Source organism: Pseudomonas sp. MWU16-30323 (assembly GCF_020515595.1).
Classification (GTDB): domain Bacteria; phylum Pseudomonadota; class Gammaproteobacteria; order Pseudomonadales; family Pseudomonadaceae; genus Aquipseudomonas; species Aquipseudomonas yamanorum.
Genome location: NZ_JAIWYM010000002.1, coordinates 138816 through 165663, shown reverse-complemented (window position 1 = coordinate 165663; position 26848 = coordinate 138816). Strand labels below are relative to the sequence as shown.

22 protein-coding genes are annotated in these 26848 nt (G+C 61.0%); 10 read left to right on the top strand and 12 right to left on the bottom strand.

Annotated elements, in window-relative coordinates:
* Positions 1-137: 137 nt before the first annotated feature.
* Positions 138-2129, top strand: a complete 1992-nt coding sequence (betT, locus tag LIY45_RS03670; protein WP_226475374.1) for a choline BCCT transporter BetT — start codon at positions 138-140, stop codon at positions 2127-2129.
* A gap of 273 nt (positions 2130-2402) precedes the next feature.
* Here the strand turns inward: betT and choV are convergent, their stop codons facing one another.
* From choV to LIY45_RS03655, 3 genes are all read right to left on the bottom strand, one after another.
* Positions 2403-3581, bottom strand: a complete 1179-nt coding sequence (gene choV / locus LIY45_RS03665) for a choline ABC transporter ATP-binding protein (protein ID WP_003216907.1) — start codon at positions 3579-3581, stop codon at positions 2403-2405.
* Positions 3578-4423 carry a choline ABC transporter permease subunit gene (gene choW / locus LIY45_RS03660; protein ID WP_003216909.1) on the bottom strand — a complete coding sequence of 282 codons (846 nt, stop codon included), beginning with the start codon at positions 4421-4423 and terminating at the stop codon, positions 3578-3580. Before choW ends, choV begins: the two co-directional genes overlap by 4 nt.
* A gap of 67 nt (positions 4424-4490) precedes the next feature.
* Positions 4491-5438, bottom strand: a complete 948-nt coding sequence (locus LIY45_RS03655; protein WP_017476446.1) for a choline ABC transporter substrate-binding protein — start codon at positions 5436-5438, stop codon at positions 4491-4493.
* Between the two features lie 436 nt (positions 5439-5874).
* On the opposite strand from LIY45_RS03655, the gene LIY45_RS03650 reads away from it, so the two are divergent.
* Positions 5875-7251 carry an L-serine ammonia-lyase gene (locus LIY45_RS03650; RefSeq protein WP_226475372.1) on the top strand — a complete coding sequence of 459 codons (1377 nt, stop codon included), beginning with the start codon at positions 5875-5877 and terminating at the stop codon, positions 7249-7251.
* Between the two features lie 547 nt (positions 7252-7798).
* Positions 7799-8902 carry a GlxA family transcriptional regulator gene (locus LIY45_RS03645; protein WP_017476444.1) on the top strand — a complete coding sequence of 368 codons (1104 nt, stop codon included), beginning with the start codon at positions 7799-7801 and terminating at the stop codon, positions 8900-8902.
* Positions 8903-9022: 120 nt separating this feature from the next.
* Here the strand turns inward: LIY45_RS03645 and LIY45_RS03640 are convergent, their stop codons facing one another.
* The 6 genes from LIY45_RS03640 to LIY45_RS03615 form a co-directional block, all read right to left on the bottom strand.
* A complete protein-coding gene (locus tag LIY45_RS03640) occupies positions 9023-9286 on the bottom strand; it encodes a hypothetical protein (RefSeq protein ID WP_017476443.1) in 264 nt (87 codons plus the stop codon).
* Positions 9287-9645: 359 nt separating this feature from the next.
* Positions 9646-10806, bottom strand: a complete 1161-nt coding sequence (locus LIY45_RS03635) for a gamma-butyrobetaine dioxygenase (protein WP_017476442.1) — start codon at positions 10804-10806, stop codon at positions 9646-9648.
* Between the two features lie 9 nt (positions 10807-10815).
* Positions 10816-11292, bottom strand: coding sequence for a thioesterase family protein (locus LIY45_RS03630; protein WP_226475370.1), 477 nt, complete (start codon positions 11290-11292; stop codon positions 10816-10818).
* Positions 11293-11410: 118 nt separating this feature from the next.
* A complete protein-coding gene (locus LIY45_RS03625; protein WP_226475369.1) occupies positions 11411-12376 on the bottom strand; it encodes an L-carnitine dehydrogenase in 966 nt (321 codons plus the stop codon).
* Positions 12377-12518: 142 nt separating this feature from the next.
* Positions 12519-13406 (bottom strand): 3-keto-5-aminohexanoate cleavage protein, encoded by an 888-nt coding sequence (locus tag LIY45_RS03620; RefSeq protein WP_003216924.1) that lies wholly within the window; start codon positions 13404-13406, stop codon positions 12519-12521.
* 87 nt (positions 13407-13493) lie between these two features.
* A complete protein-coding gene (locus LIY45_RS03615; RefSeq protein WP_226475368.1) occupies positions 13494-14438 on the bottom strand; it encodes a choline ABC transporter substrate-binding protein in 945 nt (314 codons plus the stop codon).
* 193 nt (positions 14439-14631) lie between these two features.
* Between LIY45_RS03615 and LIY45_RS03610 the strand changes: the two genes are divergently transcribed.
* Positions 14632-15576, top strand: coding sequence for a GlxA family transcriptional regulator (locus LIY45_RS03610; protein ID WP_226475367.1), 945 nt, complete (start codon positions 14632-14634; stop codon positions 15574-15576).
* Between the two features lie 137 nt (positions 15577-15713).
* Here LIY45_RS03610 and LIY45_RS03605 read toward each other — a convergent pair whose 3' ends face one another.
* Positions 15714-16130 (bottom strand): DUF3010 family protein, encoded by a 417-nt coding sequence (locus LIY45_RS03605; protein WP_226475366.1) that lies wholly within the window; start codon positions 16128-16130, stop codon positions 15714-15716.
* A gap of 42 nt (positions 16131-16172) precedes the next feature.
* Positions 16173-16574, bottom strand: coding sequence for a lysozyme inhibitor LprI family protein (locus tag LIY45_RS03600; RefSeq protein ID WP_017476436.1), 402 nt, complete (start codon positions 16572-16574; stop codon positions 16173-16175).
* Positions 16575-16793: 219 nt separating this feature from the next.
* On the opposite strand from LIY45_RS03600, the gene LIY45_RS03595 reads away from it, so the two are divergent.
* The 6 genes from LIY45_RS03595 (at position 16794) to LIY45_RS03570 (ending at position 24557) form a co-directional block, all read left to right on the top strand.
* A complete protein-coding gene (locus tag LIY45_RS03595; protein ID WP_005792153.1) occupies positions 16794-17771 on the top strand; it encodes a dipeptidase in 978 nt (325 codons plus the stop codon).
* A 79-nt stretch (positions 17772-17850) separates the two neighbouring features.
* The gene (locus LIY45_RS03590; RefSeq protein ID WP_017476435.1) at positions 17851-18381 is read left to right on the top strand and encodes a DUF5943 domain-containing protein; all 531 of its coding nucleotides are present in this window, start codon (positions 17851-17853) and stop codon (positions 18379-18381) included.
* A gap of 15 nt (positions 18382-18396) precedes the next feature.
* On the top strand, positions 18397-20457 hold the full coding sequence (gene dgcA, locus LIY45_RS03585) for a dimethylglycine demethylation protein DgcA (RefSeq protein ID WP_226475364.1): 2061 nt from the start codon (positions 18397-18399) through the stop codon (positions 20455-20457).
* 158 nt (positions 20458-20615) lie between these two features.
* Positions 20616-22559, top strand: coding sequence for a dimethylglycine demethylation protein DgcB (gene dgcB / locus LIY45_RS03580; protein WP_226475363.1), 1944 nt, complete (start codon positions 20616-20618; stop codon positions 22557-22559).
* Positions 22556-23776, top strand: a complete 1221-nt coding sequence (locus tag LIY45_RS03575; protein ID WP_226475362.1) for an electron transfer flavoprotein subunit alpha/FixB family protein — start codon at positions 22556-22558, stop codon at positions 23774-23776. The genes dgcB and LIY45_RS03575 overlap by 4 nt, the downstream gene beginning before the upstream one ends.
* A gap of 10 nt (positions 23777-23786) precedes the next feature.
* Complete coding sequence (locus LIY45_RS03570) at positions 23787-24557, top strand: electron transfer flavoprotein subunit beta (protein WP_226475361.1); 771 nt, start codon at positions 23787-23789, stop codon at positions 24555-24557.
* An 864-nt stretch (positions 24558-25421) separates the two neighbouring features.
* Here LIY45_RS03570 and gbcA read toward each other — a convergent pair.
* Complete coding sequence (gbcA, locus tag LIY45_RS03565; protein ID WP_226475360.1) at positions 25422-26717, bottom strand: glycine-betaine demethylase subunit GbcA; 1296 nt, start codon at positions 26715-26717, stop codon at positions 25422-25424.
* Between the last annotated feature and the right edge of the window lie 131 nt (positions 26718-26848).

Genomic DNA, 26848 nt, shown 5'->3' with positions numbered 1-26848 from the left:
AGCCCGGCACAGCGGTTCGCCGGGGTTCGTGGTTTTTCGGGGTGTCTTTATACACCCGTCCGTCGACTGCCGAAAAATCGATGGCTCGGGTCATGCGTTGCCTTGTGTTTCTCTGCACTGCCCGGAGCATCTGTGCCATGAGTTCTGCCTCTCTTATAAAGACCCCGCCGGAAAAGGTGCGGGTCAACGGTTGGGTGTTCTACACCTCCACCGCGCTGATTCTGTTGTTGACCGCGATTCTGATCATCGCCCCGCAGGAAGCCGGCAGGATGCTCGGTGTGGCCCAAGCCTGGTTGTCGAAAAGCTTTGGCTGGTACTACATGGTCGTGATCGCCGCCTACCTGGTGTTTGTGGTGGGCCTGGCGTTTTCGTCCTACGGCAAATTGAAACTGGGCAGCAAGGACGACACCCCGGACTTCAGCTACGGCGCCTGGGCCGGCATGCTCTTCTCGTCGGGCATCGGCATCTCGCTGCTGTACTTCGGCGCCTCCGAGCCGCTGGACCACTACTTCAACCCGCCTGAAGGCGCATCGGCCACCGGCGAAGCTGCACGCCAGGCCTTGCAGTTGACGTTCCTGCACTGGGGCCTGCACGGCTGGGCGATCTACGCACTGGTCGGCCTGGCCGTGGCGTACTTTGCCTACCGTCATAACCAGCCGCTGGCCTTGCGCTCGGCGCTGTACCCGCTGGTGGGCGAGCGTTGGGTCAAAGGCGCGGCCGGTCACGCGGTGGACGGCTTCGGCATGTTCGTCACGCTGCTGGGCCTGGTGACGAACCTGGGGATTGGTTCGATGCAGGTGTCGTCCGGGCTGGAAAACCTGTTCGGCATGGAGCACAGCAACACCAACCTGCTGATCGTGATCATCGTGATGAGCACCGTGGCGACCATCGCTGCCGTGTCGGGTGTGGAGAACGGCATTCGCCGCCTGTCCAACCTGAACATCGTGCTGTTCAGCGGCCTGCTGATTTTCGTATTGCTGTTCGGCCCGACCTTGCACTTGCTCAACGGCTTCGTGCAGAACATCGGCGACTACATGAACGGCATTGTGCTGAAGACCTTCGACCTGTACGTGTACGAAGGCGACGCCGACAAGACCGAACGCTGGATGGGCCTGTGGACTCTGTTCTACTGGGCCTGGTGGATTTCCTGGGCGCCATTCGTGGGCATGTTCATCGCGCGTATTTCCCGTGGCCGCACCGTGCGTGAACTGGTGGCCGGCGTGCTGCTGATCCCGCTGGGCTTCACCCTGGCATGGCTGTCGATCTTCGGTAACTCGGCCCTGGATCTGGTGGTCAACCATGGCGCGGTGGAGTTGGGCAAGACGGCGCTGGAACAGCCGTCCATGGCGATCTACCAACTGCTTGAGCATTACCCGGCGTCGAAAATCGTCATCGGTGTGTCGATCTTCGTGGGCTTCGTACTCTTCCTGACCCCGGCGGATTCCGGCGCGGTGATGATGGCGAACCTGTCCTGCAAAGGCGGCAACGTTGACGAAGATGCGCCCCACTGGTTGCGGATTTTCTGGTCGGCGGTGATCACCCTGGTGACCATCGGCCTGCTGTTCGCCGGTAACTTCGAAGCCATGCAAACCATGGTGGTGCTGGCGGGCTTGCCGTTCTCGGTGGTGCTGGTGTTCTTCATGTTCGGCCTGCACAAGGCGATGCGCCAGGACGTGGCGACCGAGCTGGAGCAGGCGCAATTGGCCGAACGTGGTCGTCGTGGTTTCAGCGAGCGTTTGACTGCCCTGGACCTGCAACCGAGTCAGGGTACTGTGCAACGCTTTATGGACAAGCACGTCACGCCGGCGCTGGAAGAGGCGGCGACTGCGTTGCGTGATCAGGGGTTGGAAGTGCAGACCCTGCTGGGCAAATCCAAGCGCTGCATTGGTGTGCGCATCGAGATGGAAGAGGGCAATCCGTTTGTCTACGAGGTGAGCCTGGATGCTTATTCGTCGGCACCGGACGACTTGCCCGAGGAAGAGCGCACGCGCTACTACCGCGCCGAGGTTTACCTGCACAACGGGCCTCAAGAGTACGACCTGATGGGCTTCACCCAGGAGCAGATCACCCGGGACGTGCTCGATCAGTTTGAAAGCCATCGGCAGCTCCTTGGCCGTGTCTATAGCTAAAGGTTATTGGTGATGATCGTTCCCACGCTCCGCGTGGGAACGCATCCTGTGACGCTCCGCGTCACGATTTCAAGAGCGGACGCAGAGCGTCCATGGCGGCATTCCCACGCAGCGCGTGGGAACGATCAAAGCGGCGCCTTCACTGGCGCCGCTGTTCCAAGGTTGGAATGGGGTCAAATGTGGGAGCTGGCTTGCCTGCGATAGCAGTGGTGAATTCACTGCAGCTATCGCAGGCAAGCCAGCTCCCACATTGACCCAGTTCCCTCGGAGGATTTACCCCAGGTTCTTGCCTAGCAACGCATGGTAGAGCTCGCTGTCACCCAGGATCCCCACCACCTTGTTGTTGTCCTGCAGCACCAGCTTGTTGCCTGTCTGATAGCGAATCTGCAACGCCTCACGCATCCCGATATTGGAGTCCACCAGCGTCGGCATCCGGCCCAGGCCTTCCACCGATTGCCCGGGTGCCCAGTTCTGCAGGTTCAGCACCGAGCCGTTCTGCCGCGCGCCCTTGATGGTGTTGCCTTCGGCCAGGTCCAGCCACGAGTCGCCACCCGGGTCCAGGCTGATGGAGCCGTTGACGTGGGTGCAGTTGTCCACCGTGCGCATCAGGCTGCGGCCACACAGCACATTCAACGGGTTGGTGTGGGCCACGAAGGTCCGCACATAGTCATCCGCCGGGTTCAGCACGATCTCTTCCGGCACGCTGTACTGGATGATCCGGCCGTCTTTCATGATCGCGATGCGGCTGCCGAGTTTCAGCGCCTCATCCAGGTCGTGGCTTACAAATACGATGGTCTTGCTCAGCTTGCGTTGCAGCTCCAGCAACTCATCCTGCAAGCCTTGGCGGATCAGCGGGTCGAGTGCCGAGAAGGGTTCGTCCATCAGCAGGATATCGGCGTCCATCGCCAATGCGCGGGCCAGGCCGACACGCTGTTGCATGCCACCGGAAAGCTCGTCGGGCTTCTTGTTGCGCCACTGCGACAGGCCCACCAGTTCCAGCTTGTCATCCACCAGCTTGCGCCGCTCTTTCTCCGGGCGGCCCTGCATCTCCAGGCCGAAGCTGATGTTTTCACGCACCGTCAGCCAAGGCATCAGGGCGAATTTCTGGAAGACCATGGCGATGCGTTGGGTGCGCATCATTTTCAGCTCGGCGGGGGTGCAGGAAGCGATGTCGATCTGCCGACCTTCATGCTCCACAAACAGCTTGCCGCGGCTGACGGTGTTCAAGCCATTGATGCAGCGCAGCAAGCTCGACTTGCCCGAGCCGGACAGGCCCATCAGCACGCAGATTTCGCCTTTCTCCACATCCAGGCTGGCGTTTTCAACGCCGACAATCTGCCCGGTCTTTTTCAGGATCTCGTTGCGCGTCATGCCCTGGTCCAGCAGCTTGAGCGCCTCGCGTGGGTCTTTGGAGAAGATCACGTCGACATTTTCGAATCGGATAATGCTCATGCATCACCCCCTACTTTGGCGTCGGGTTGTTTGCAGATGCGGTCGAGCATGATGGCCAGCAATACGATCGCCAGGCCTGCTTCAAAGCCCAGGGCGATGTCGGCGGTGTTCAGTGCGTTGACCACCGGCTTGCCGAGGCCGTCGGCGCCCACCAGGGCGGCGATCACCACCATCGACAACGACAGCATGATGCATTGGGTAATGCCGGCGGCGATGCTCGGCATGGCGTGGGGCAGTTCAATCCGCGAGAGCAACTGACGGCGCGAGCAGCCAAAGGCCTTGCCGGCGTCCATCAACTCTTGCGGCACATCACGGATACCCAGGTAAGTCAGACGGATAGGCGCGGCAATCGCAAACACCACCGTGGAAATCAGCCCGGGCACCACACCCAGCCCGAAGAGGGTCAGGGTAGGGATGAGGTAGACGAAGGTCGGTACGGTCTGCATCAGATCGAGCACCGGCCGCATCAGGGTGTAGAACATCGGTTTGTGCGCGGCAACAATGCCCAGCGGCACGCCGATCACCACGCAGACCAGGGTGGCGAACAGCACTTGCGCCAGGGTCTCCATGGTTTCCTGCCAGTACCCCAGGTTCAGGATCAGCAGGAAGGAGGCGATGACAAATACTGTCAGGCCCCATTTGCGTTGAATGAAATGAGCGAGCAGCGCAATCAGACCGATCAATGCCAGTGGATTGAACCAGGTCAGCGCGAACGTCACGCCGTGGATCATCGTTTCCAGGGTCGATGCGATTGCGTCGAAGTAGGCCGCCCCGTGTTGGGTCAACCATTCAACGAAGGCAGCGATGTACTGGCCTAGCGGGATTTTATGTTCAGTCAGCATGGTAGTGAATGTCCACATGCGAAGAGGAAAAACATCCCGGGCCAGCGTGCCGGCCCGGGGTCAGCACTTACTTGGCGAGATACGCTTTGACGGCCTCCAGACCGGGTTTGCCATCGACGGTGGTGACACCAGCCAACCAGGTGTCGAGCACTTGCGGGTTCTTCTTCAGCCACGCCTTGGCGGCGGCGTCAGGCTTCATTTTGTCGTCCAGGACGTTACCCATCAGGGTGCTTTCCATGTTCAGGGTGAACGACAGGTTTTTCAGCAACTGGCCCACGTTGCTGCATTCCTGGGTGTAGCCCTTGCGGACGTTGGTGTAGATGGTGGCCTGGCCGTAGTTGGGGCCGAATGAATCATCACCCCCGGTCAGGTACTTCATCTTGAAGCGGGTGTTCATCGGGTGCGGTTCCCAGCCGAGGAACACGATTGCCTGGTCGCGCTTGGTGGCGCGTTCCACCTGCGAGAGCATCCCGGCTTCGCTGGATTCGACCACTTTGAAGCCAGCGGTTTTCAGGCCGAAAGCGTCTTTGTCGATAAGGGTCTGGATGGTGCGGTTGCCATCGTTACCCGGCTCGATCCCGTAGATCTTGCCGCCCAGCTCATCCTTGAATTTGACGATGTCGGCGAAGTCTTTCAGGCCCTTGTTGTACAGCGCTTCCGGTACGGCCAGGGTGTACTTGGCGTTTTCCAGGTTGGCGCGCACGGTTTCCACGGTGCCGGCATCACGGTACTGCTTGATGTCGTTTTCCATGGTCGGCATCCAGTTGCCGAGGAAGATGTCCATGTTCTTGCCGTCGGCCAGGGACTTGTAGGTCACCGGTACGGAAATCATCGTGGTGCGGGGTTTGTAACCGAGGCCCTTGAGGACTTCGCTGGTGGTGGCGGTGGTGACGGTGATGTCGGTCCAGCCGACATCGGAGAAGTTGACGGTCTGGCATTGCGCCGGTTCTGCAGCGTGAGCCAGGACCGGCAGACTCAGCATGGCGGCCAACAACAACGACGGGGAACCTTTCATGGGGGTGGACTCCTGGTGTTTTTCTGGCGGCAATAACACCGCGCTTATAGGTGTTGCGGTTGGGCGTGCGGCACAGCTCTGCCACGCAACTGTGCAAACGAGTCGAGACTGATCATGTACCAGTGAAAATCTGACGCCTACAGGGGGCGTCGTATCCAGTACAGGGATGGTCGTATCCAGTGTCGGTGACGTCGCTTACAGATTTTTTCAACGGCAAAACTGCACTTTTTACCGATCTGCACTGCAAAAAACGGCCAAAACGTCGCCTTCCACAACAGCGGCGCTGATGAGCATGGGTACGTCGGTGTGAGACGCCGCGAGCGCCAACAAAAGCTTGATGATGGCCGCCTCTCGGCGGATTGCGACATGAGCGTAGCAGCTCCGTCACCAGGCGTTATGTGCGCCTGGCCTGTGCTCATCGAGGAGTTTCACGTCAATGGCTATCAGCGTTTTCGACCTGTTCAAGATCGGCATTGGGCCTTCGAGTTCTCACACCGTCGGCCCCATGCGCGCCGCGGCGTTGTTCGTTCAAGGATTGCGTGAACGTGATGGGTTGGAACAAGTCCGCCGCGTCGAAGTTCAGCTGTATGGCTCCTTATCGGCCACCGGCATCGGGCACGGCAGCGACAACGCCGTGATCATGGGCCTGATGGGCGAGTGGCCGGACGCAATCGATCCATCGCAGATCGGCATCCGCATCGAAACCCTGCGCGAGACCCACACACTGCTGCTGGACGGACATTTGCCGGTGCCTTTCTTATGGGCACGGGACATGCGCCTGATCGACGAAAACCTGCCGTTCCATCCCAATGCCATGACCCTGGTGGTGTTCGGTGATAACGGCGAGCTGCACCGCGACACCTACTACTCGGTGGGCGGCGGGTTTGTGGTGGATGAAGCCCAGGCCGCCAGCGGCGTGGCGGACATGGACCGTACCGAGCTGCCCTATGATTTTTCCAGTGCGGTGGAGTTGCTGCAGCTGTGCAAGACCCACAACCTGCGGGTCGCTGAACTGATGTTGGCGAATGAAAAAACCTGGCGCTCGGAAGAAGAAATCCGCAGCGGCCTGATGAAGCTGTGGCGCGCCATGCAGGATTGCGTGGAGCAAGGCCTCAAGCACGAAGGCATTCTTCCCGGCGGCCTCAATGTAAGGCGGCGTGCAGCCAAGTTGCACCGCAGCTTGCAGGAGCTGGGCAAGCCGAATGTGATCGGCTCGACCTTGAGCGCGATGGAATGGGTCAACCTGTTCGCCCTGGCGGTGAATGAAGAAAACGCCGCCGGCGGACGCATGGTCACGGCACCGACCAACGGCGCGGCGGGGATCATACCGGCGGTGCTGCACTACTTTATGAAGTTCAGCGAAGAGGTGACCGAGGCCAACGTGGTCGACTATTTCCTCGGCGCGGCGGCGGTGGGCATCCTGTGTAAAAAGAACGCGTCGATTTCGGGCGCCGAAGTCGGTTGCCAGGGTGAAGTCGGTTCGGCGTGCGCCATGGCGGCGGCGGGGTTGGCGGAGATCCTCGGTGCTACGCCGGAGCAATTGTGCAACGCGGCGGAGATCGGCCTGGAACACAACCTCGGCCTGACCTGCGACCCGGTAGGCGGGTTGGTGCAGGTGCCGTGCATCGAGCGTAATGCGATTGCTGCGGTGAAGGCGATCAACGCGGCGCAGATGGCGCTGCGGGGTGATGGCCAGCACTTTATCTCCCTGGACCGGGTGATCCGCACCATGCGGGATACCGGGGCGGATATGCATGACAAGTACAAGGAAACATCGCGGGGCGGGTTGGCGGTGAGTGCGGTGGAGTGTTGATCCAGCTTTTATGTGGTGAGGGAGCTTGCTGTGGCGAGGGAGCTTGCTCCCGCTGGGCTGCGCAGCGGCCCCAAAATCTTGGGAGCGCTTCGCACTCCAGCGGGAGCAAGCTCCCTCGCCACAGAAGAGCAACACTGCTCATAAAGTGAACACCAGAACCAAAAGCGCCACCTTTTAGCGCGTCGTAATTAGATAAGTAGCTCCCGAACGATTTCCCGCCATGACCCTCTGTCACCCGTGCGTGTGGTGACAGACTTTTCCTACGTCGTTTCTCTCCCTTCCCACAAGTGCTACCGAACTGCTCACACACATTGAGCCTACGTCCTTTGACGCGTTTTTCGGGTCATATTTCCCCTCCACGCTCGGGCTCATATAGACGCGTCAGGAGGTCGTTTTCAGGAGTTATTGAATACGTATTCAATTTTAGGCATGGCATTTGCTCTATCAATACAAAGCCTCTTGCCCTGGGAGTTTCCTTAAGGTGATGAGCGCAATAACAAGAGCCTCGCCTGAGGCCATCACCCGCTTTGTGTGAGGAGATACCGCGATGACGTCGTTCAACTCAGGGGCTCAACCCCAGAACCGTGCGCCTCAATCCATCGGCTTTTTGCTGCTGGACAATTTCACGCTGATTTCCCTGGCCTCCGCAGTCGAACCCCTGCGCATGGCCAACCAACTCTCCGGCCGCGAGCTGTATCGCTGGACGACGTTGAGTGTGGACGGAAACCAGGTGTGGGCCAGCGACGGTCTGCAAATCACTCCCGATGCCTCCATGCACAAAGCCCCGGCCCTGGACACTGTGATTGTCTGCGGCGGCGTGGGTATCCAGCGCACTGTGACCCGTGAACATGTGTCGTGGCTGCAAAGCCAGGCGCGCCAGTCCCGTCGCCTTGGCGCCGTGTGCACCGGCAGCTGGGCCCTGGCCTGCGCCGGCCTGCTGGACGGTTTTGATTGCAGCGTGCACTGGGAATGCCTGGCGTCGATGCAGGAAGCCTTCCCCCGCGTGGTCATGAGCACACGCCTGTTTACCCTCGACCGCAACCGCTTCACCAGCTCCGGCGGCACCGCGCCGCTGGACATGATGCTGCACCTGATCAGCCGCGACCACGGCCGTGAATTGTCGGCGGCGATCTCCGAGATGTTTGTGTACGAGCGCATCCGCAACGAACAGGATCACCAGCGTGTGCCGCTCAAGCACATGCTCGGCACCAACCAGCCGAAATTGCAGGAAATCGTCGCGCTGATGGAGGCCAACCTGGAAGAGCCGATCGACCTCGACGAACTGGCGGTGTACGTCGCGGTTTCCCGGCGTCAGCTGGAGCGACTGTTCCAGAAATACCTGCACTGTTCGCCCTCGCGCTACTACCTCAAGTTGCGCCTGATCCGTGCACGGCAATTGCTCAAGCAAACGCCGATGTCGATCATCGAAGTGGCGTCGGTGTGCGGGTTTGTCTCCACGCCGCACTTCTCCAAGTGCTACCGCGAATACTTCGGCATTCCGCCGCGGGATGAGCGCGTGGGTTCCAACACCACGCAGCAGGTGGCGATGATGCCGATTCCGCAGGCGCTGGTGTTGTCACCGTTGTCCGGGCCGTTGTCGGCGTTGAGCCAGGCCAGGAATGAGTCGACTTTCGCCAGCGTAAGGCTCTAAAACCACCAGAGCTTTTGTGGCGAGGGAGCTTGCTCCCGCTGGGCTGCGCAGCGGCCCCAAAATCTTTGGGAGCGCTTCGCACTCCAGCGGGAGCAAGCTCCCTCGCCACAAGGTAGGTGTTCAGGCGCCAGAGTTCTGCCGAAACTGCACCAACGCCGGCAACAACTGCTTGTCGATCGCCTGCCTCACCGCCGGCAAGATCGTCGCGCTGCCGGTGTACATCTGCTCAACCATGTTCTTCAGGGCCTTGGCCCGCGCTTCACTCAAACCGCGCACCGCACATTCACAAGCCTGCTCGGCGGTAGCGCCGCTGGACACTTCGAAACCCAACGACCGCAGCTGGCCCAGCAGGTCATCCTGGTCAATCAAATCCGCGTGCATCATGACGTTTATCCTTGTTAGGGGAGCGGGGGACTGAGGTCGATTCTGGTAGGCCATCACCGAGTCGGCAAGGCCTGAATTCGCGAATGTCCGGCACACCTATGAACAGGTCGTTTTCGGTTAACTCGCATTGGACGGGAGTGTGCACACTGGAATCCAGCAAGCAGCTTGAAGGTTTGGTCACCCTCGGGATGCGCAGCTCACACAAAGCACTCTGCCCCGATCCTGTCACGGCTTGATCGGGGCTTTTTTTGGCTGGGATTTGTGGGGGCGCAACTGGCCTCATCGCAGGCAAGCCAGCTCCCACCTTTGAAGGTATTCACAAATCAAAATGTGGGAGCTGGCTTGCCTGCGATAGCGGTCTACCGCTGCAACACCAATATCCGGGACAACAACTCATCCCGATCGATATAGCAGCCCTGGAAATGCCGCGCTCCGGACGCCGGATCAAACGCATTGCGCGCGTGCAGGGTGCGGCGATTATCAAAGCACCACAGCTCGCCCGGATTCAGGCGTTTGACCAGCCGAAAACGCTCCTCCCGGGTCATCGCAATAAACCGGCGGTAGGCTCGATACAGCAACGGCATCTGCTCTGCCGGTGCCTCAAACGGCCCGCGCAGAAAGTTGGCCATGCGAATCTCGGCGACTTCCCCCAAGGCATCCAGCGCAATGATCGGCGCCAGCCGGCGATAGTCGCTGTGACGGTCCTTGTTGCGAAACTCCACGGGAATTTCGCACAACGCGCGAAAGGCTTCGGGGTCTTCATCGCGCAACGCACGGGCGATGGCGAAACCATCGACAAAAATACTTTCGCCACCGTCGGCGTCGTTCACCAGGCAATGCAAAAACTGCAGCCCCGGTTGCAGCTCGCGCGTGGGTAGATCGCTGTGCAGCGGCAGGTTGAAAGCGGTGTAGGCATTACTGTCGGCATCGGCTTTTGATTGCACGTTGAACAGCACACCGAAGTTGCTTTCGCGGATGAACGAAATGCGCTTGGCGATCAATGCCAGGGAGCCGGGTTCGGTGGGCACGCCGCGCACTTGCGTAAGGCCGCTGTCACGCAGGGCCAGCAGCCAGTGCAGCAGGGCTTTCGGGTCTTCCATCAGTGCTGCGTAGTCAAATACGGGCAGCTGGAAAGTACGGTCCCACAGGTGGGATTTCGGTTTGGCCGCCCGACGTTCAGCGCGGGATTCATCGTCGTAGGCATGTGCTCGCAACCACCCGGGATCGTATTGGCTGCGATGCCCGCCACTCCATTCAACCGTCAGCAAACCCTGGTCGATACGCGCGCTGACAGCTGTGAGGTTTTCGTCCACATCGACGATTTCCAGCACCTGCTCACGGGTCACGCTGTAGACACAGGACGGGCACGGGCAGTTGTCCCGCAGCCACTGGTGATGGAACGGGCTGACCCGCCCATCGGCCCATTGCACGCTGAGGTGGTCGTTGTGCACTTGTACGTCGGCAAGGTCACTGATCAGCGGGTAAGTACGGAAGTCGGCAACAGCGGCGGCGGTTGGCATGGCGATTCCTTATTTTTGGGGTGGCAGTCCAATCACGCGGCCGAGCAGGGCGGGTTTCGGCAGGTCGGTCTGTTCGGCGCTGATACTTGCAAGCTTGCCCAGCACCGCCTCGCTGAACGGCGCTGAGTGCGGGCCGGCGAGGTCGACGTGGAGCAGCATTTGTTCGTTGCCCGCCAGCTCCTTTTCGTCGCCCACCAAGTGCAGGCTGTGATACAGGTGCAGGCGCTTGCGGTCGTGAGCGATGAGTTGGGTGTGCACTTCGACCTCGGCGCCCAGCTTCACTTCGTGCAGGTAGTTGAGGTGCAGCTCCAGGGTGAACAGCGAGTTGCCGCTGGCTTCGCGGTTTTCGCTGTCCAGGCCCAGGGTGTCCATCAGCGCGTCGGTGGCGTAGCTGAAGATCAGCAGGTAGAACGCATCGCGCAGGTGGCCGTTGTAGTCGACCCACTCGGGGAGGATTTTGGTGGTGTAGGTGATCAATGCGGCCATGATTCGGTTTCCGGTAGGTACTCGGTCAAAATGTGGGAGCTGGCTTGCCTGCGATGGCGGCGGTGAATCCAACATCGCCATCGCAGGCAAGCCAGCTCCCACAGGAAATCAACAGCCGTTATTCGGCGAAGGTCATGCCGTGTTTTTCCTTGGTCGTCTTCACCGCCTCCAGCACCGCCAGCAGGCAATCATCACGATAGCGCTCCAGGGCCGAAATGCTGTGTTTGCCCAACTGATCGCTGGTGCCGTCCACCACATCGTCAATCAACTTGTCGGTCAGTTCCGGGGCCGGCAAATAGGTCCACGGCAACTGCAAGGCCGGGCCGAACTGCGCCATGAAGTGGCGCATCCCGGCATCACCGCCGGCCAGGGTGTAGGTCAGGAACGTGCCCATGAATGACCAGCGCAACCCGGCGCCAAAGCGAATCGCATCATCGATCTCGCCGGTGGTTGCCACCCCGTCGTTGACCAGGTGCAGCGCCTCACGCCACAAGGCTTCCAGCAGGCGGTCGGCGATAAAACCAGGCACTTCCTTACGCACGTGCAACGGACGCATGCCGAGGGATTCATACACCTTGATCGCTGCCTGAATCGCTTCCGGCGCGGTGTTCTTTCCGCCGACCACTTCAACCAGTGGCAGCAGGTAAACCGGGTTGAATGGATGGCCTACCACGCAGCGTTCCGGGTGCGTGGAGCCTTCATAAAACTCGCTCGGCAACAGCCCCGACGTACTCGAACCGATCAAGGCGTTTGGCTTGGCCGCGGCGCTGATCTGGCTGTGCAATTCCAGCTTCAATTCCAGGCGTTCCGGGGCGCTTTCCTGGATGAAGTCGGCGTCTTTCACGCACTCTTCAATCGTGGCCACAAAGCGCAGACGGTCTTGGGAGGCGCCTGGGGCGAGGCCTTGTTTTTCCAGGGCGCCCCAAGCGTTGGCAACACGCTTGCGCAGGGCGGCTTCGGCGCCAGGCGCCGGGTCCCAGGCCACCACATCCAGGCCGTGGGCCAGGGCGCGGGACACCCAGCCGCTGCCGATAACACCGCTGCCCAGCGCGGCGAAGGTTTTGATTTCAGTGATAAAGCTCATGGCAAATTCCTAAAGAGTTCGGTGATCAATGTGGGAGCTGGCTTGCCTGCGATAGCGGTGTGTCAGCAGCTGTATTCGGTACAGGTGTACCGCAATCGCGGGCAAGCCCGGCTCCCACAAGGTTCGGTGGTGCTCGGAACAGTCAGCCGCGCTTGGTCAGGCCCATCTTCACGCGGCCTTCAGCCGGGGTCATGACCCGGGCACCCAGGCGGCTGAGGATTTCGCTGGCGCGTTCCACCAACTGGCCGTTGGTCGCCAGCACGCCCTTGTCCAGCCACAGGTTGTCTTCCAGGCCGACCCGCACGTTGCCGCCCAGCAGCACCGCTTGGGCCGCCATCGGCATCTGCATGCGGCCAATCCCGAAACCGGCCCACACCGCGTCTGCCGGCAGGTTGTCGACCATGGCTTTCATGGTGGTGGTGTCGGCCGGTGCGCCCCACGGGATGCCCAGGCACAGCTGGAACAGCGGGTTGTCGAGCAAACCTTCCTTGATCATCTGCTTGGCGAACCACAGGTGACCGGTGTCGAAAATTTCCAGCTCGGCTTTTACGCCCAGCTCCTGGATTCGTTTCGCGCCCGCTCGAAGCTGCGCCGGGGTGGAGACGTAAATGGTGTCGCCGTCGCCGAAATTCAGGGTGCCGCAATCGAGGGTGCAGATTTCCGGCAGTAGCTCTTCCACGTGGGCCAGGCGGGTCAGCGGGCCCACCAGGTCGGTGTTGGGGCCGAACTCCATGGGGTTCTCACCGCCACCGATTTCCAGGTCGCCACCCATGCCGGCGGTGAGGTTGACGATGATGTCGACGTCCGCCTCGCGGATGCGCTCCATCACTTCGCGGTACAGCGCCACGTCGCGGCTGAACTTGCCGGTTTCGGGGTCACGTACGTGGCAATGCACCACGGTGGCACCGGCCTTGGCGGCTTCCACTGCGGCGGCGGCGATTTGTTTGGGGGTGACCGGCACGTGAGGGCTTCTGGCGGTCGTGTCGCCAGCACCGGTGAGTGCGCAGGTGATGATGACGTCGTGGTTCATGGGGCAGGTTCCTTACAGGCGTGATTTTCAGGCGTAGTCATACCGTTCGCAGCCAGGAGCGGCTGCGAAACGGTGATTCAAAACGGGTTATTTGCTGGTCAATTGCAGGTTGGCCGCGGCGGGTTTGCCGTCGAAGGTGGTCACGCCTTCCAGCCAGCGCTGCTGGTCTTGCGGGTGGTCCTTGAGCCATTGCCTGGCCGATTCGAAAGCGTCCTTGTGATCCAGCAGCGGCTGCATCATTCGGCTCTCGTCGGCGGCGGTGAAGGTCAGGTTGCTGAGCAACCTGTGCACGTTGGGGCATTGCTCGGCGTAGGTCGGCGACGTGACGGACCACACGGTGGCCATGCCTTCGTTCGGGCCCAGCGCGTCATCACTGCCGGTGAGGTAAGTCATTGCCACGTTGACGTTCATCGGGTGCGGCGCCCAGCCAAAGAACACCACGGCCTCCTTACGACGCACGGCGCGGTCGACGGCGGCGAGCATGCCGGCCTCGCTGGATTCCACCAATTGGAACTTGCCGAGGCCAAACTGATTCTTGGCGATCATCGCCTTGATCTGGGTGTTGGCGCCCGAGCCCGGTTCAATGCCGTAGATCTTGCCGCCCAGTTCTTTTTCAAACTTGGCGATGTCGGCGAAGGTCTTCAGGCCTTTGTCGGCCAGGTAAGTCGGCACCGCCAACGTAGCGCGGGCGTCTTCCAGGGACGGTTTGTCGAGCACCTTGACTTGCTTGGCCTCGACAAACGGGGTGATGGTCTGAGTCATCAGCGGGTTCCAGTAGCCCAGGAACATGTCCAGGCGCTGGTCGCGAATCCCGGCAAAGATGATTTGCTGGGACGCGCTGGTCTGTTTGGTCTTGTAGCCGAGGCCGTCGAGCAACACTTGGGTCATGGCGCTGGTGGCGATTACGTCGGTCCAGTTCACCACGCCCATGCGCACGTTCTGGCAAGAAGCCGCATCGGCTGCCATGACGTTGGTGCTCAAAATGGCGCTGGCGCTGAGTGCGAGCACGCAGCGGCTGATCAGTCGGTTCATGGTGGTTCCCTCGGCAGGTTGTTATTGTGGGGTCCGGCGTCTTTGTGCACCGTGCAGCCAAGTTACGCAGCTTGGTCCCCGACAAAACGCACGGCGGCGACCCGCTCTTGCACTGCAGCGACCTGCCCCCTTGAATGACCGATTGAACTGGCGTATCACAGTGACCACGCTGTCCGTCCTACGAGAGCGCTCCATGTCCCAGGATTTCTACTTTCTGCTGATGCCGGGCTTCTCCGCCATCGGCTTTATCTCCGCGATCGAGCCTTTACGTGTCGCCAATCGTTTTCGTGGCGAGCTGTACCGCTGGCACGTTTTGAGTGCCGACGGCGGCGCGGTGCTGGCGAGCAATGGCATGTCGGTCAACGCCGACGCCGCGCTGGAGCCGCTGAAGAAAGGCTCGACCTTATGGGTGGTGGCCGGCTTCGAACCGCTGAAGTTCGCCACGCCAGCGCTGGAGCACTGGCTGCGCCGACTCGATCACGACGGCGTGATCCTCGGCGCCATCGACACTGGTGCTTGCGTCCTCGCTGAGGCCGGCCTGCTCGACGGCCACCGCCTGACCCTGCACTGGGAAGCCATCGACGCCTTCAAGGAGTCTTATCCACAGCTGACAGTGACCCAGGAGCTGTTCGAGATCGACCGCCGGCGCATCACCTCGGCGGGCGGCACCGCCTCCATCGACCTGATGCTCGACCTGATCAGCCAGGCCCACGGGCCCGAGTTGGCGATCCAGGTGTCCGAGCAGTTTGTGCTCGGCCGCATCCGCCCGCGCAAAGACCACCAACGCATGCAGATCGCCACGCGCTACGGCATCAACAACAAAAAGCTGGTGCAGGTGATCGGCGAGATGGAACAGCACACCGAGCCTCCGCTGAGCACCTTGGCGCTGGCGGAAGCGATCAAGGTCACGCGGCGGCAGTTGGAGCGCTTGTTTCGGCTGCACCTGAACGACACCCCGAGCAACTTCTACCTGGGTTTGCGCCTGGAGAAGGCTCGGCAGCTATTGCGCCAGAGCGACCTGAGTGTGCTGGAGGTGAGTATTGCGTGCGGGTTTGAGTCGCCGTCGTATTTCACCCGCAGTTACCGGGCAAGGTTTGCCAAGTGTCCAAGGGAAGATCGGCGCCGGGAAGCGGTATGAGCAGCGCTCCCGAGAACAACAGAGATCAAATGTGGGAGCTGGCTTGCCTGCGATAGCGGTGTTTCAGTGCCAGATGTACTGGCTGATACACCGCTATCGCAGGCAAGCCAGCTCCCACAGTAGATATGGGGTGTGGCTTATTTCTTCATCAGTGCCGAACACGCGGCCTTGTAAGCCTCATGCTGATACTTGTTCAGTGTCGCCGGCAGGGCAAAGTCGTGTTTCTTGTTCTGCGCATTGATGGTCTGCGGCGACAGCAGCGTCACCTCAACACCCTCCAGCAGCTGAAACACGCCTTCCATCTTGAACGTGGTCGGGCCACCGGCGAATTCGCCTTTCTTGCTGCGCTTCTTGATGGCGATGCGGGTGATGGCGTTTTCCCGCACAAACGCACTTACCTGGGCGGCAAACGCTTTGACATTGGCCGCCTCATCATCGTCTTCAAGGGCGATTTTCTTGGTGGCCAGGGCGACATGGCTCAATGCCTGACCGTCGAGCGAGGCGACAGCGATAATGGCTTCGCTGCCTTTGATTTCGATGCCGCAGATTGTCATGAATAGCCTTGGTTCTGAGTAAAGAGTGGAGGGGATTGTCGCTTATTCCTGCCCAATCGACTCCAAAAACTCCGACCGTTCATCACTCATCCGCGCCAGGCAATCATTCTGCTGGATCGCATAATCCTTGCTGCCCACCACCGCCGGGAAGGTGTCCACGGCGCAATCCGCGTCGCGTAGCTTTTCCCACTTCTGCTGGGCATCCTTCAGACGAGCGGTAATGTCTGCCAGCTGCGTCTTGTTGCTGCCATAGGTCGAACCCATGCGTTCCAGCAGCCCCTGGTAGTTATCCTTGAGCAGTTGCTCAGCGGTGGTTTTGTTGTAGGTGGCGCATTCCAGGGTTTGCTTGTCGTTCTCGATGCCATCGCAAGGCGTGTTGTCGGTGTCTTCAGCGGCGTGCACGCCGGTTGCGATGAGTGCCAAAGCCAGGAAAATCGATTTCATTGCGCCGTCTCATATCAGTTGATGAGCAAATTCTGGCTCAAGCGTAAGACAAAGAACAGATACCCGTCAGAGATGTCATGTTGGCCTTTGTCGCGGATTGACGCTTTCGGCAATTCCCTTGTCGTTTTTGCACCCGGCTCCTTCTGTCCCGGGGCATATGCTGGCCCCAAAGCGCCGGCAGACGATTCGGCGCATGAATCGCCAATAAGGGGACGCCTGATGAGCCCAGCCGAATTGCACGCCGACAGCATCGTTATCGACGGGCTGATCATTGCCAAGTGGAACCGCGACCTGTTTGAAGACATGCGCAAGGGGGGCCTCACGGCTGCCAACTGCACGGTGTCGGTCTGGGAAGGCTTCCAGGCCACCATTAACAACATCGTGGCCAGCCAGACCCTGATTCGCGAGAACAGCGACCTGGTGATCCCGGTGAAGACCACCGCCGATATCCGTCGCGCCAAGGAGCAGGGCAAGACCGGCATCATCTTCGGCTTCCAGAACGCCCATGCGTTTGAAGACCAGCTCGGCTACGTCGAGATCTTCAAGCAGCTCGGGGTTGGCGTGGTGCAGATGTGCTACAACACCCAGAACCTGGTGGGCACCGGCTGCTACGAGCGTGACGGCGGCCTGTCGGGCTTCGGTCGCGAGATCGTCGCCGAGATGAACCGCGTCGGCATCATGTGCGACCTGTCCCACGTGGGCTCCAAGACTTCCGAAGAAGTCATCCTCGAATCGAAAAAGCCGGTGTGCTACTCCCACTGCCTGCCGTCGGGCCTTAAAGAGCACCCGCGCAACAAGTCCGATGAGGAGCTGAAGTTCATCGCCGACCACGGCGGCTTTGTCGGCGTGACCATGTTTGCGCCGTTCCTGGCCAAGGGCATCGATTCGACCATCGACGACTACGCCGAAGCCATCGAATACACCATGAACATCGTGGGCGAAGACGCCATCGGCATCGGCACCGACTTCACCCAGGGCCATGGCCAGGATTTCTTCGAAATGCTGACCCACGACAAGGGCTACGCCCGCCGCCTGACCAGCTTCGGCAAGATCATCAACCCGCTGGGCATCCGCACCGTGGGCGAGTTCCCCAACCTCACCGAGACCCTGCTCAAGCGCGGCCATCCTGAGCGCGTGGTGCGCAAGATCATGGGCGAGAACTGGGTCAACGTCCTGAAGGACGTCTGGGGCGAATAAGCCACCGCATCCTCTGAATCCTTTCCCGCCGCCGTCCGCGCAGTGGGCAATAAACCGAATTGTTTGGAGTTAAGTTTCCATGGCCAAGATCGCCCCTCAATTGCCTATCGAAGTCGACAGCGAAACCGGTGTCTGGACGTCCGATGCCCTGCCGATGCTCTACGTGCCACGCCATTTCTTCGTCAACAACCACATGGGCATCGAAGAAGTCCTGGGCGCCGACGCCTACGCCGAAATCCTCTACAAGGCCGGCTACAAATCCGCCTGGCACTGGTGTGAAAAAGAAGCTGAATGCCACGGCCTGGAAGGCGTCGCAGTGTTCGAGCACTACATGAAGCGCCTGTCGCAGCGCGGCTGGGGCCTGTTCAAGATCCAGGACATCGACCTCGACAAAGGCACCGCCAGCGTCAAGCTCGAACACTCGGCATTCGTCTACGTGTACGGCAAGGTCGGGCGCAAGGTCGACTACATGTTCACCGGCTGGTTTGCCGGTGCGATGGACCAGATTCTCGAAGCCCGCGGCAGCAAGATCCGCACCGTTGCGCAACAGGTCTACGGCGGCTCCGAAGAGGGCCACGACGACGGCCTGTTCACCGTCAAGCCGTTGTAAGTCGAGGACCCAGCCATGGCTTTCGAAGCAATGTTTGCGCCGATCCAGATCGGCAAACTGACCATCCGCAACCGCGTGCTCAGTACCGCCCACGCCGAGGTGTATGCCACCGACGGCGGGATGACCACCGACCGCTATGTGAAGTACTACGAAGAGAAAGCCAAGGGCGGCATTGGCCTGGCGATCTGTGGCGGTTCCTCGGTGGTCGCCATCGACAGCCCCCAGGAATGGTGGAGTTCGGTGAACCTGTCCACCGACCGCATCATCCCGCACTTCCAGAACCTGGCCGACGCCATGCACAAGCATGGCGCCAAGATCATGATCCAGATTACCCACATGGGCCGTCGCTCGCGTTGGGATGGCTTTAACTGGCCGACCCTGATGTCGCCGTCCGGCGTGCGTGAGCCGGTGCACCGTGCCACCTGCAAGACCATCGAGCCGGAAGAGATCTGGCGTGTGATCGGCAACTACGCCAGCGCCGCCAAGCGTGCCAAGGCGGGTGGCCTGGACGGTGTGGAACTGTCCGCCGTGCACCAGCACATGATCGACCAGTTCTGGAGCCCACGGGTCAACAAACGTACCGACGAGTGGGGTGGCTCCTTCGAAGGCCGCATGAAGTTCGGCCTGGAAGTGTTGAAAGCGGTGCGCGCCGAAGTCGGTGACGACTTCTGCGTGGGCATGCGCCTGTGCGGCGATGAGTTCCATCCGGACGGCCTGTCCCACGAGGACATGAAGCAGATCGCCAAGTACTACGACGACACCGGCATGCTCGATTTCATCGGCGTCGTCGGCTCGGGCTGCGACACCCACAACACCCTGGCCAACGTTATCCCCAACATGAGTTATCCACCGGAGCCGTTCCTGCACCTGGCGGCCGGTATCAAGGAAGTGGTCAAGGTCCCGGTGCTGCACGCGCAGAACATCAAGGACCCGAACCAGGCCACGCGCATCCTCGAAGGCGGCTACGTGGACATGGTCGGCATGACCCGTGCCCACATCGCCGACCCGCACCTGATCGCCAAGATCAAGATGGGCCAGATCGACCAGATCAAACAGTGCGTGGGCGCCAACTATTGCATCGACCGCCAGTACCAAGGGCTGGACGTGCTGTGCATCCAGAACGCCGCCACTTCCCGTGAATACATGGGCGTGCCGCACATCATCGAAAAATCCACCGGGCCGAAACGCAAAGTCGTGGTGGTAGGTGCCGGCCCTGCCGGGATGGAAGCTGCGCGGGTTGCTGCTGAGCGCGGCCACGACGTGACGCTGTTCGAGAAGAAAGAATTTATCGGTGGGCAAATCACGACCGCTTCCAAGGCGCCGCAGCGCGACCAGATTGCCGGGATCACCCGCTGGTTCCAGCTGGAACTGGCACGCCTGAACGTCGACCTGCGCCTGGGCGTGGCGGCGGACGCGGCCACCATCCTGGACCTGCGTCCGGACGTGGTGGTGCTGGCGGTGGGCGGTCATCCGTTCCTGGAGCAGAACGAACACTGGGGCGCGGCGGAAGGCCTGGTGGTCAGCAGCTGGGATGTGCTCGACGGCAAGGTTGCACCGGGCAAGAATGTGCTGGTGTACGACACCATTTGCGAGTTCACCGGCATGTCGGTGGCGGATTTCCTGGCGGACAAGGGTTGCCAGGTGGAGATCGTCACCGACGACATCAAGCCGGGCGTGGCCATCGGCGGTACGTCGTTCCCGACGTACTACCGCAGCATGTACCCGAAGGAAGTGATCATGACCGGCGACATGATGCTGGAAAAGGTCTACCGCGAAGGCGACAAGCTGGTGGCGGTGCTGGAGAACGAATACACCGGGGCCAAGGAAGAGCGCGTGGTGGACCAGGTGGTGGTCGAGAACGGCGTGCGTCCGGATGAAGAGATCTACTACGGGCTCAAGGAAGGTTCGCGCAACAAGGGCCAGATAGACGTCGAAGCCTTGTTCGCGATCAAGCCGCAGCCGTGCCTGAGCGAGCCGGGCGAGGGGTACTTGCTGTTCCGCATCGGTGACTGCGTGGCCCAGCGTAATACCCACGCTGCCATCTATGACGCCCTGCGCCTGTGCAAGGATTTCTGACGAGGTGTACTCGGTCAAATGTGGGAGCGGGCTTGCTCGCGAAAGCGGTGTGTCAGCCACTGGATGCATCGACTGACACGCTGCCTTCGCGAGCAAGCCCGCTCCCACATTTCGGGCCAGTTTCACAGTAGACCTGTGTGGTCTTCGGGAGCTTCACCATGTTGAACACCCTTCTTCCCATCCTGCTCTTTGCCGCCTTGGGCCTTGCGGTCCTCGGCGCCCTGCGCCGGGTGAACATGTGGCGCCGCGGCCGCTCCTCCAAAGTCGACCTGATCAAAGGCCTGCTGGCCATGCCCAAGCGCTACATGGTCGACCTGCACCACGTCGTCGCCCGCGACAAATACATCGCCAACACCCACGTCGCCACCGCCCTGGGCTTTGTGCTCTCGGCGTTGCTGGCGATTCTGGTGCACGGTTTCGGCCTGCATAACCGCATCCTTGGCTACGCCTTGCTGTTGGCTTCGGTGCTGATGTTTGTCGGCGCCACGTTCGTCTACCTGCGTCGTCGCCATCCACCTGCGCGCCTGTCGAAAGGCCCGTGGATGCGCCTGCCGAAAAGCCTGATGGCGTTCTCGGTGAGCTTCTTCCTGGTGACCTTGCCGGTGGCCGGGATTCTGCCGGCGGACTTCGGCGGCTGGCTGCTCGCCGCCTTGCTGAGCCTGGGCGTGCTGTGGGGCGTGTCCGAAATGTTCTTCGGCATGACCTGGGGCGGCCCGATGAAACACGCCTTCGCCGGTGCCCTGCACCTGGCCTGGCACCGCCGCGCCGAGCGTTTCGGCGGTGGCCGTTCCACCGGCTTGAAGCCCCTGGATCTCGCCGATAAAACCGCGCCCCTGGGTGTGGAAAAACCGGTGGATTTCACCTGGAACCAACTGCTCGGCTTCGACGCCTGCGTGCAGTGCGGCAAGTGCGAAGCGGCGTGCCCGGCGTTCGCCGCCGGCCAGCCGCTGAATCCGAAAAAACTGATTCAGGACATGGTGGTCGGCCTGGCCGGTGGCACCGACGCCAAGTTCGCCGGCAGCCCTTACCCTGGCAAAGCCATCGGCGAGCACAGCGGCAACCCGCACCAGCCAATCGTCAACGGCCTGGTGGATGCGGAAACCCTGTGGTCCTGCACCACCTGCCGGGCTTGCGTGGAAGAGTGCCCAATGATGATCGAGCACGTGGACGCCATCGTCGACATGCGCCGCCATCTCACCCTGGAAAAAGGCGCGACCCCGAACAAAGGCGCCGAAGTCCTGGAAAACCTGATCGCCACCGACAACCCGGGCGGTTTCGCACCCGGCGGGCGGATGAACTGGGCGGCGGATTTGAACCTGCCCTTGCTCAGCGACAAGAAAACCGTCGACGTACTCTTTTGGGTCGGCGACGGCGCGTTCGACATGCGCAACCAACGCACCTTGCGTTCGTTCGTCAAAGTCCTGAAAGCCGCCAAGGTCGACTTCGCCGTCCTGGGCCTTGAAGAGCGCGACAGCGGTGACGTGGCCCGACGCCTGGGGGATGAAGCCACCTTCCAGCTGCTGGCCGCGCGCAATATCCAGACCCTGGCCAAGTACAGCTTCAAGCGCATCGTCACCTGCGACCCCCACAGTTTCCATGTGCTGAAAAACGAATACGGCGCCTTCGACGGCAACTACCGGGTGCAGCACCACAGCACCTACATGGCCGAGCTGATCGACGCCGGCGCCCTGAACCTGGGCCAGCACAAAGGCAACAGCGTGACCTATCACGACCCGTGCTACCTGGGCCGCTATAACGGCGAGTACGAAGCACCGCGCCAAGTGCTGCGGGCGCTGGGGATCGAGGTCAAGGAAATGCAGCGCTCCGGTTTCCGTTCCCGCTGCTGCGGCGGCGGTGGCGGCGCGCCGATCACCGACATTCCCGGCAAGCAGCGGATTCCCGACATGCGCATGGAAGACATCCGCGAGACCGGCGCCGAACTGGTGGCCGTGGGTTGTCCACAGTGCACGGCGATGCTGGAAGGCGTGGTTGAACCGCGTCCGTTGATCAAAGACATTGCCGAACTGGTAGCTGACGCGTTGCTTGAAGACGCGGCACCGGCCAAGGCGCCGAAACGCGAATCTGCGCAGGTGCATATATGAGCGACATTATCCGCCGCGACCCACGGGCCGAATGGATCGCCCGTAACCGCCTGCACCCGCTGCATGCCGCCATGCAGCCGGTGCAACACAGCTGGATGGGGCCCAATGGGGTCATCCGCAAGAACGTGCACGGTGTCGGTTTTATCGGCCCCAACGGCATCAAGCGTATTGACCGCAGCGGCGCCCAGCAGGGCGGCGCGGCCAAGCGTACGGCAGCGGTGGAAGTGCAATTGCCGTTGCATCAGGTGGCCGCCCCCGCGTTCTATATCAACGTGGTGCCGGACATGGTCGGCGGTCGCCTGAGCAGCCACGACCGCGACGTGCTGGGCCTGGCCCGGCAGCTGGCCGGCGACGATGGTGCGGTATTGGCCGTGGTGTTCGGTGAACACAAGGAAAGCGCCTTCGCCGCCGCCGGTGTGGATCGGTTGCTGGTGCTGGACGGGCATGAGTTCGACGGTTATTCACCGGAGCAACGAGTCCAGGGCCTGCGGGCTGTGGATAACCAATTCAACCCGCGCCACTGGTTGCTGCCGGACAGCCGCAGCGGTGGCGGGGAATTGGGTCGGCGCTTTGCCGCAAGCCTCAAGGAACGTCCGGCCACGCGGGTCTGGCAGATCAAGGGCGAGGAATGTATTGGCCGTGCGGGTGCCGGCCAGCAAGACCTGGCCCGGCCATTGCCACGCATGATCCTGGCGGCGGTGGAATGCGCCGAGCCCGTCAGCGAAACCCGTCACGAAGCGCTGCCGGTGGAGTTATCCACAAGCCTGGCCCGCAGCTTGCCGCGCATCGAGGATTTGGGCGCAGTGGCGGTCGATCCGGGAGCGATTCCCATGGCCGAAGCCGAATTCATCTTCTCGGGCGGCAACGGGGTCAAGGACTGGGCACTGTTCCACCAGACTGCTGCCGCGCTGGGTGCCACCGAAGGCGCCTCGCGGGTGGCGGTGGACGACGGCTTCATGGCCCGGGATCGCCAGGTCGGCGCCAGCGGTACCTGGGTCACCGCGCGGGTTTACGTGGCGGTGGGGATTTCCGGGGCGATCCAGCACCTGCAAGGCATTGGTGCCTGCGACAAGGTGGTGGCGATCAACCTCGACCCGGGTTGCGACATGATCAAGCGTGCCGACTTGTCGGTGATCGGCGAAAGCGCCGCGATTCTGCAAGCCTTGATCGTTGCGGTCGAGGCCTACCGCAACCGCGCCAAGCGCGATGCGGCTTAAGGAAATGGCCATGACGACGAATGTAATCAGCCTGGTGTCCATCGGCGCCCACCCGACTTCCGGCCGCCCGCGCCGCGCCGAGCAAGATGCGCGCGCTGTGGAACTGGGCCTGCAACTGGCTGGGGATAACCTGCAAGTGCTCCACGCCGGCGACATCGCCGAACCGACCCTGCGTGCTTACCTGGGCATGGGCTTGCCGCAGTTGCACGTCCTTGAACAACCGGCTGGCGCGGATGCCTTGCCGGTGCTGAGTGACTATCTGCGGGACGCGGGCGCCCAGGTGGTGCTCACCGGCAGCCAGGCGGAAACCGGCGAAGGTTCGGGGATGTTGCCGTTCCTGCTGGCCGAGCAACTGGGTTGGCCGCTGATTGTCGGCCTGGCCCAGGTGGAATCCATCGAAGGCGGCGTGGCCCATGTGCTGCAAGCCTTGCCTCGTGGCCAACGGCGGCGCCTGAAGGTGCGCCTGCCGTTTCTGGCCACGGTGGATAACGCCGCGCCCAAGCCACGGCAAAGCGCCTACGGCCCGGCTCAGCGCGGGGTGCTGGACGCCCACGACGTTGAGGTGCTGGAGGATGAGTTATTCACAGGCGCTGTATTGCAGCCGGCCAAGCCTCGGCCCAAGCGGCTCAAGGTGATCAAGGCCAAGAGCGGTGCCGACCGTATGAAAGCCGCGACGGCCAAGGCCAGTGGTGGCGGTGGGCAGGTGCTCAAGGGTGTCAGCCCGGAAGCAGGCGCTGAAGCCATTCTTAAATTGCTTATAGAAGAAGGTGTGGTGCGCTGATCCACGGTGGGAGCGGGCTTGCTCGCGCAGGCGGTGTGTCAGGTGACTCATTTACCGACTGATCCACCGCTTTCGCGGGCAAGCCCGCTCCCACACGGTTTTGCCGCGATTGTGGCTTTACCCACAATCCCTGTTAACCCGCCTGTGGATAACCTGTTCGCGGCTGTCCACACCCCACGCAAATCAAGCCCTCCAGCTCGCTGTACGAAAAACAACCAACCTAACTGACGGTTTTTCCTTAGGTTTTTCTGTGGATAATGAAAATGCCCGGCACAGACTTGCCCCCAAAGTCTGTTGGTGCTTCTGTGGATAAGATGTTCGCTATCCGCTGTGGGCCATATAAAACGTGGCTTACAGGTTGCTGGTTAAAATATGATCAATATCACCATTTCAGCTTGATTCCGCGCTCAAACCCGCGACTCTCCTCAGTTTCAGCCGGTTTTCCACAGAGGGTCCAAAGTTGCCCCCAAAGTCTGTTGGCGCTTCTGTGGATAAGGTGTTTGCGTTCCTCTGTAGACCATGCAGAACGTGGCTTACAGGATTTTGATTAAAAAACGATCAATGCGCGATAAAACCGGTACCTTTGAATAAGTCACGGATTTTCTTGGTTTTATTTCGACGGGAAAGCGCAGTTGCCCACAATTGCTGTGGGTGGCTTTGTGGATAAGTTGTTGGGCAATGGCTGGAAGTAAGGCAGGCAGCGGTCTGCCAGGGTGTTGGATGAATTTTGTGCAGCCACAAGCCAGTGTGGGAGCCGGGGCTTGCCCGCGATGACGGAGTAACAGCCAACAGAGGGGTTGAATGTTAAATCGCTATCGCGGGCAAGCCCGGCTCCCACATTTTGATCGGCGGCGTGTCAGCCGGTTACTCGTGTACGGCGACGCCTTTCAGATACGGCGCCGGCGCCGCCCCCAGGTTGCTCAGCATCCGCTCGCTGTACCAATCCACAAAGTTCACCACGCCAAACTCGTAAGTCTTGGAATACGGGCCTGGCTGGTAAGCGGTGGAGTTGATCCCACGCTGGTTCTCTTCGGCCAGGCGACGGTCCTGGTCGTTGGTGGCGTCCCACACTTTGCGCATGCGCTCCACGTCGTAGTCCACACCTTCCACGGCGTCCTTGTGCACGATCCACTTGGTGGTGACCATCGTTTCCTGGGCACTGATCGGCCACACGGTGAACACGATGATGTGGTCGCCCATGCAGTGGTTCCACGAGTGTGGCAGGTGCAGGATGCGCATCGAGCCCAGGTCCGGATTCTTGATGCGGCCCATCAGTTTGTTGCAGCCTTGCTTGCCGTCGAGGGTCATCGACACGGTGCCCTTGAGCAGTGGCATGCGCACGATGCGGTTACGCAGGCCGAAGCTGGCGTGGGCGTAAGGGATTTTCTCGGCTTCCCAGGCAGCGGCGGAGGCGGCTACGTGGTCCTTGAAGGCCTGGTCGGCCCGTGGGTCGGTGACGTCGTCCCATTCCAGCAGGGTTTTGAGCAGCTCCGGGTGCGACGCGTTGCAGTGGTAGCACTCGCGGTTGTTTTCCAGCACCAGCTTCCAGTTGGCTTTTTCAAACAAGGTGGTCTGGATCGCCACCTTGGTGTTCTCCATGTCGTAGGGTTCCATGTAGTGGCTCAGGGTCGACAGGAAGTCGTCGATGGCCGGCGGAGTCGAAGACAGGCTGATAAAGATGTAGCCACCGGCGGTCTTCACATTCACCGGCTTGAGGCCGTACTGCTTCATGTCGAAGTCGGCGCCCATTTCGGTGCCGGCGAACAGCAGGCGACCGTCCAGCTCGTATGTCCACTGGTGGTAATGGCACACCAGCTTGGCGACCTTGCCCTTGTCGCTGGTGCACAAGCGTGAACCGCGATGGCGGCACACGTTATGGAACGCATGCACCACGCCGTCGGCGCCACGGATCACGATGATCGGGTTCTTGCCCACTTGCAGGGTGATGTAGTTGCCTTTGGCAGGGATCTCGCAGGTCATGCCGGCGATCAACCACTCTTTCTGGAAAATTTCCTGCATGTCGATATCGAACAGCCGCTCATCAGAGTAAAACGGCTGCGGCAGCGAAAAGGTGCGCTCGCGCTCTTGCAGCATTTGCGCGGTGGCCTTGCGTGCGGGTTCCAGCGGATCGCCCAAGCTTAAGGTTGCGGTGACGTCCATCGTGTGTGTCCTCATGGCCATTCTGTGTGGCCGGCGAATAGTGGCTGATCAGGTTTTGCAGCAAGGCGTAAAGAAAGCGTCTTTGTTGGGAGCGAGTGTGGGCCCCACAAAGGCCAGAACCTTATCCATGA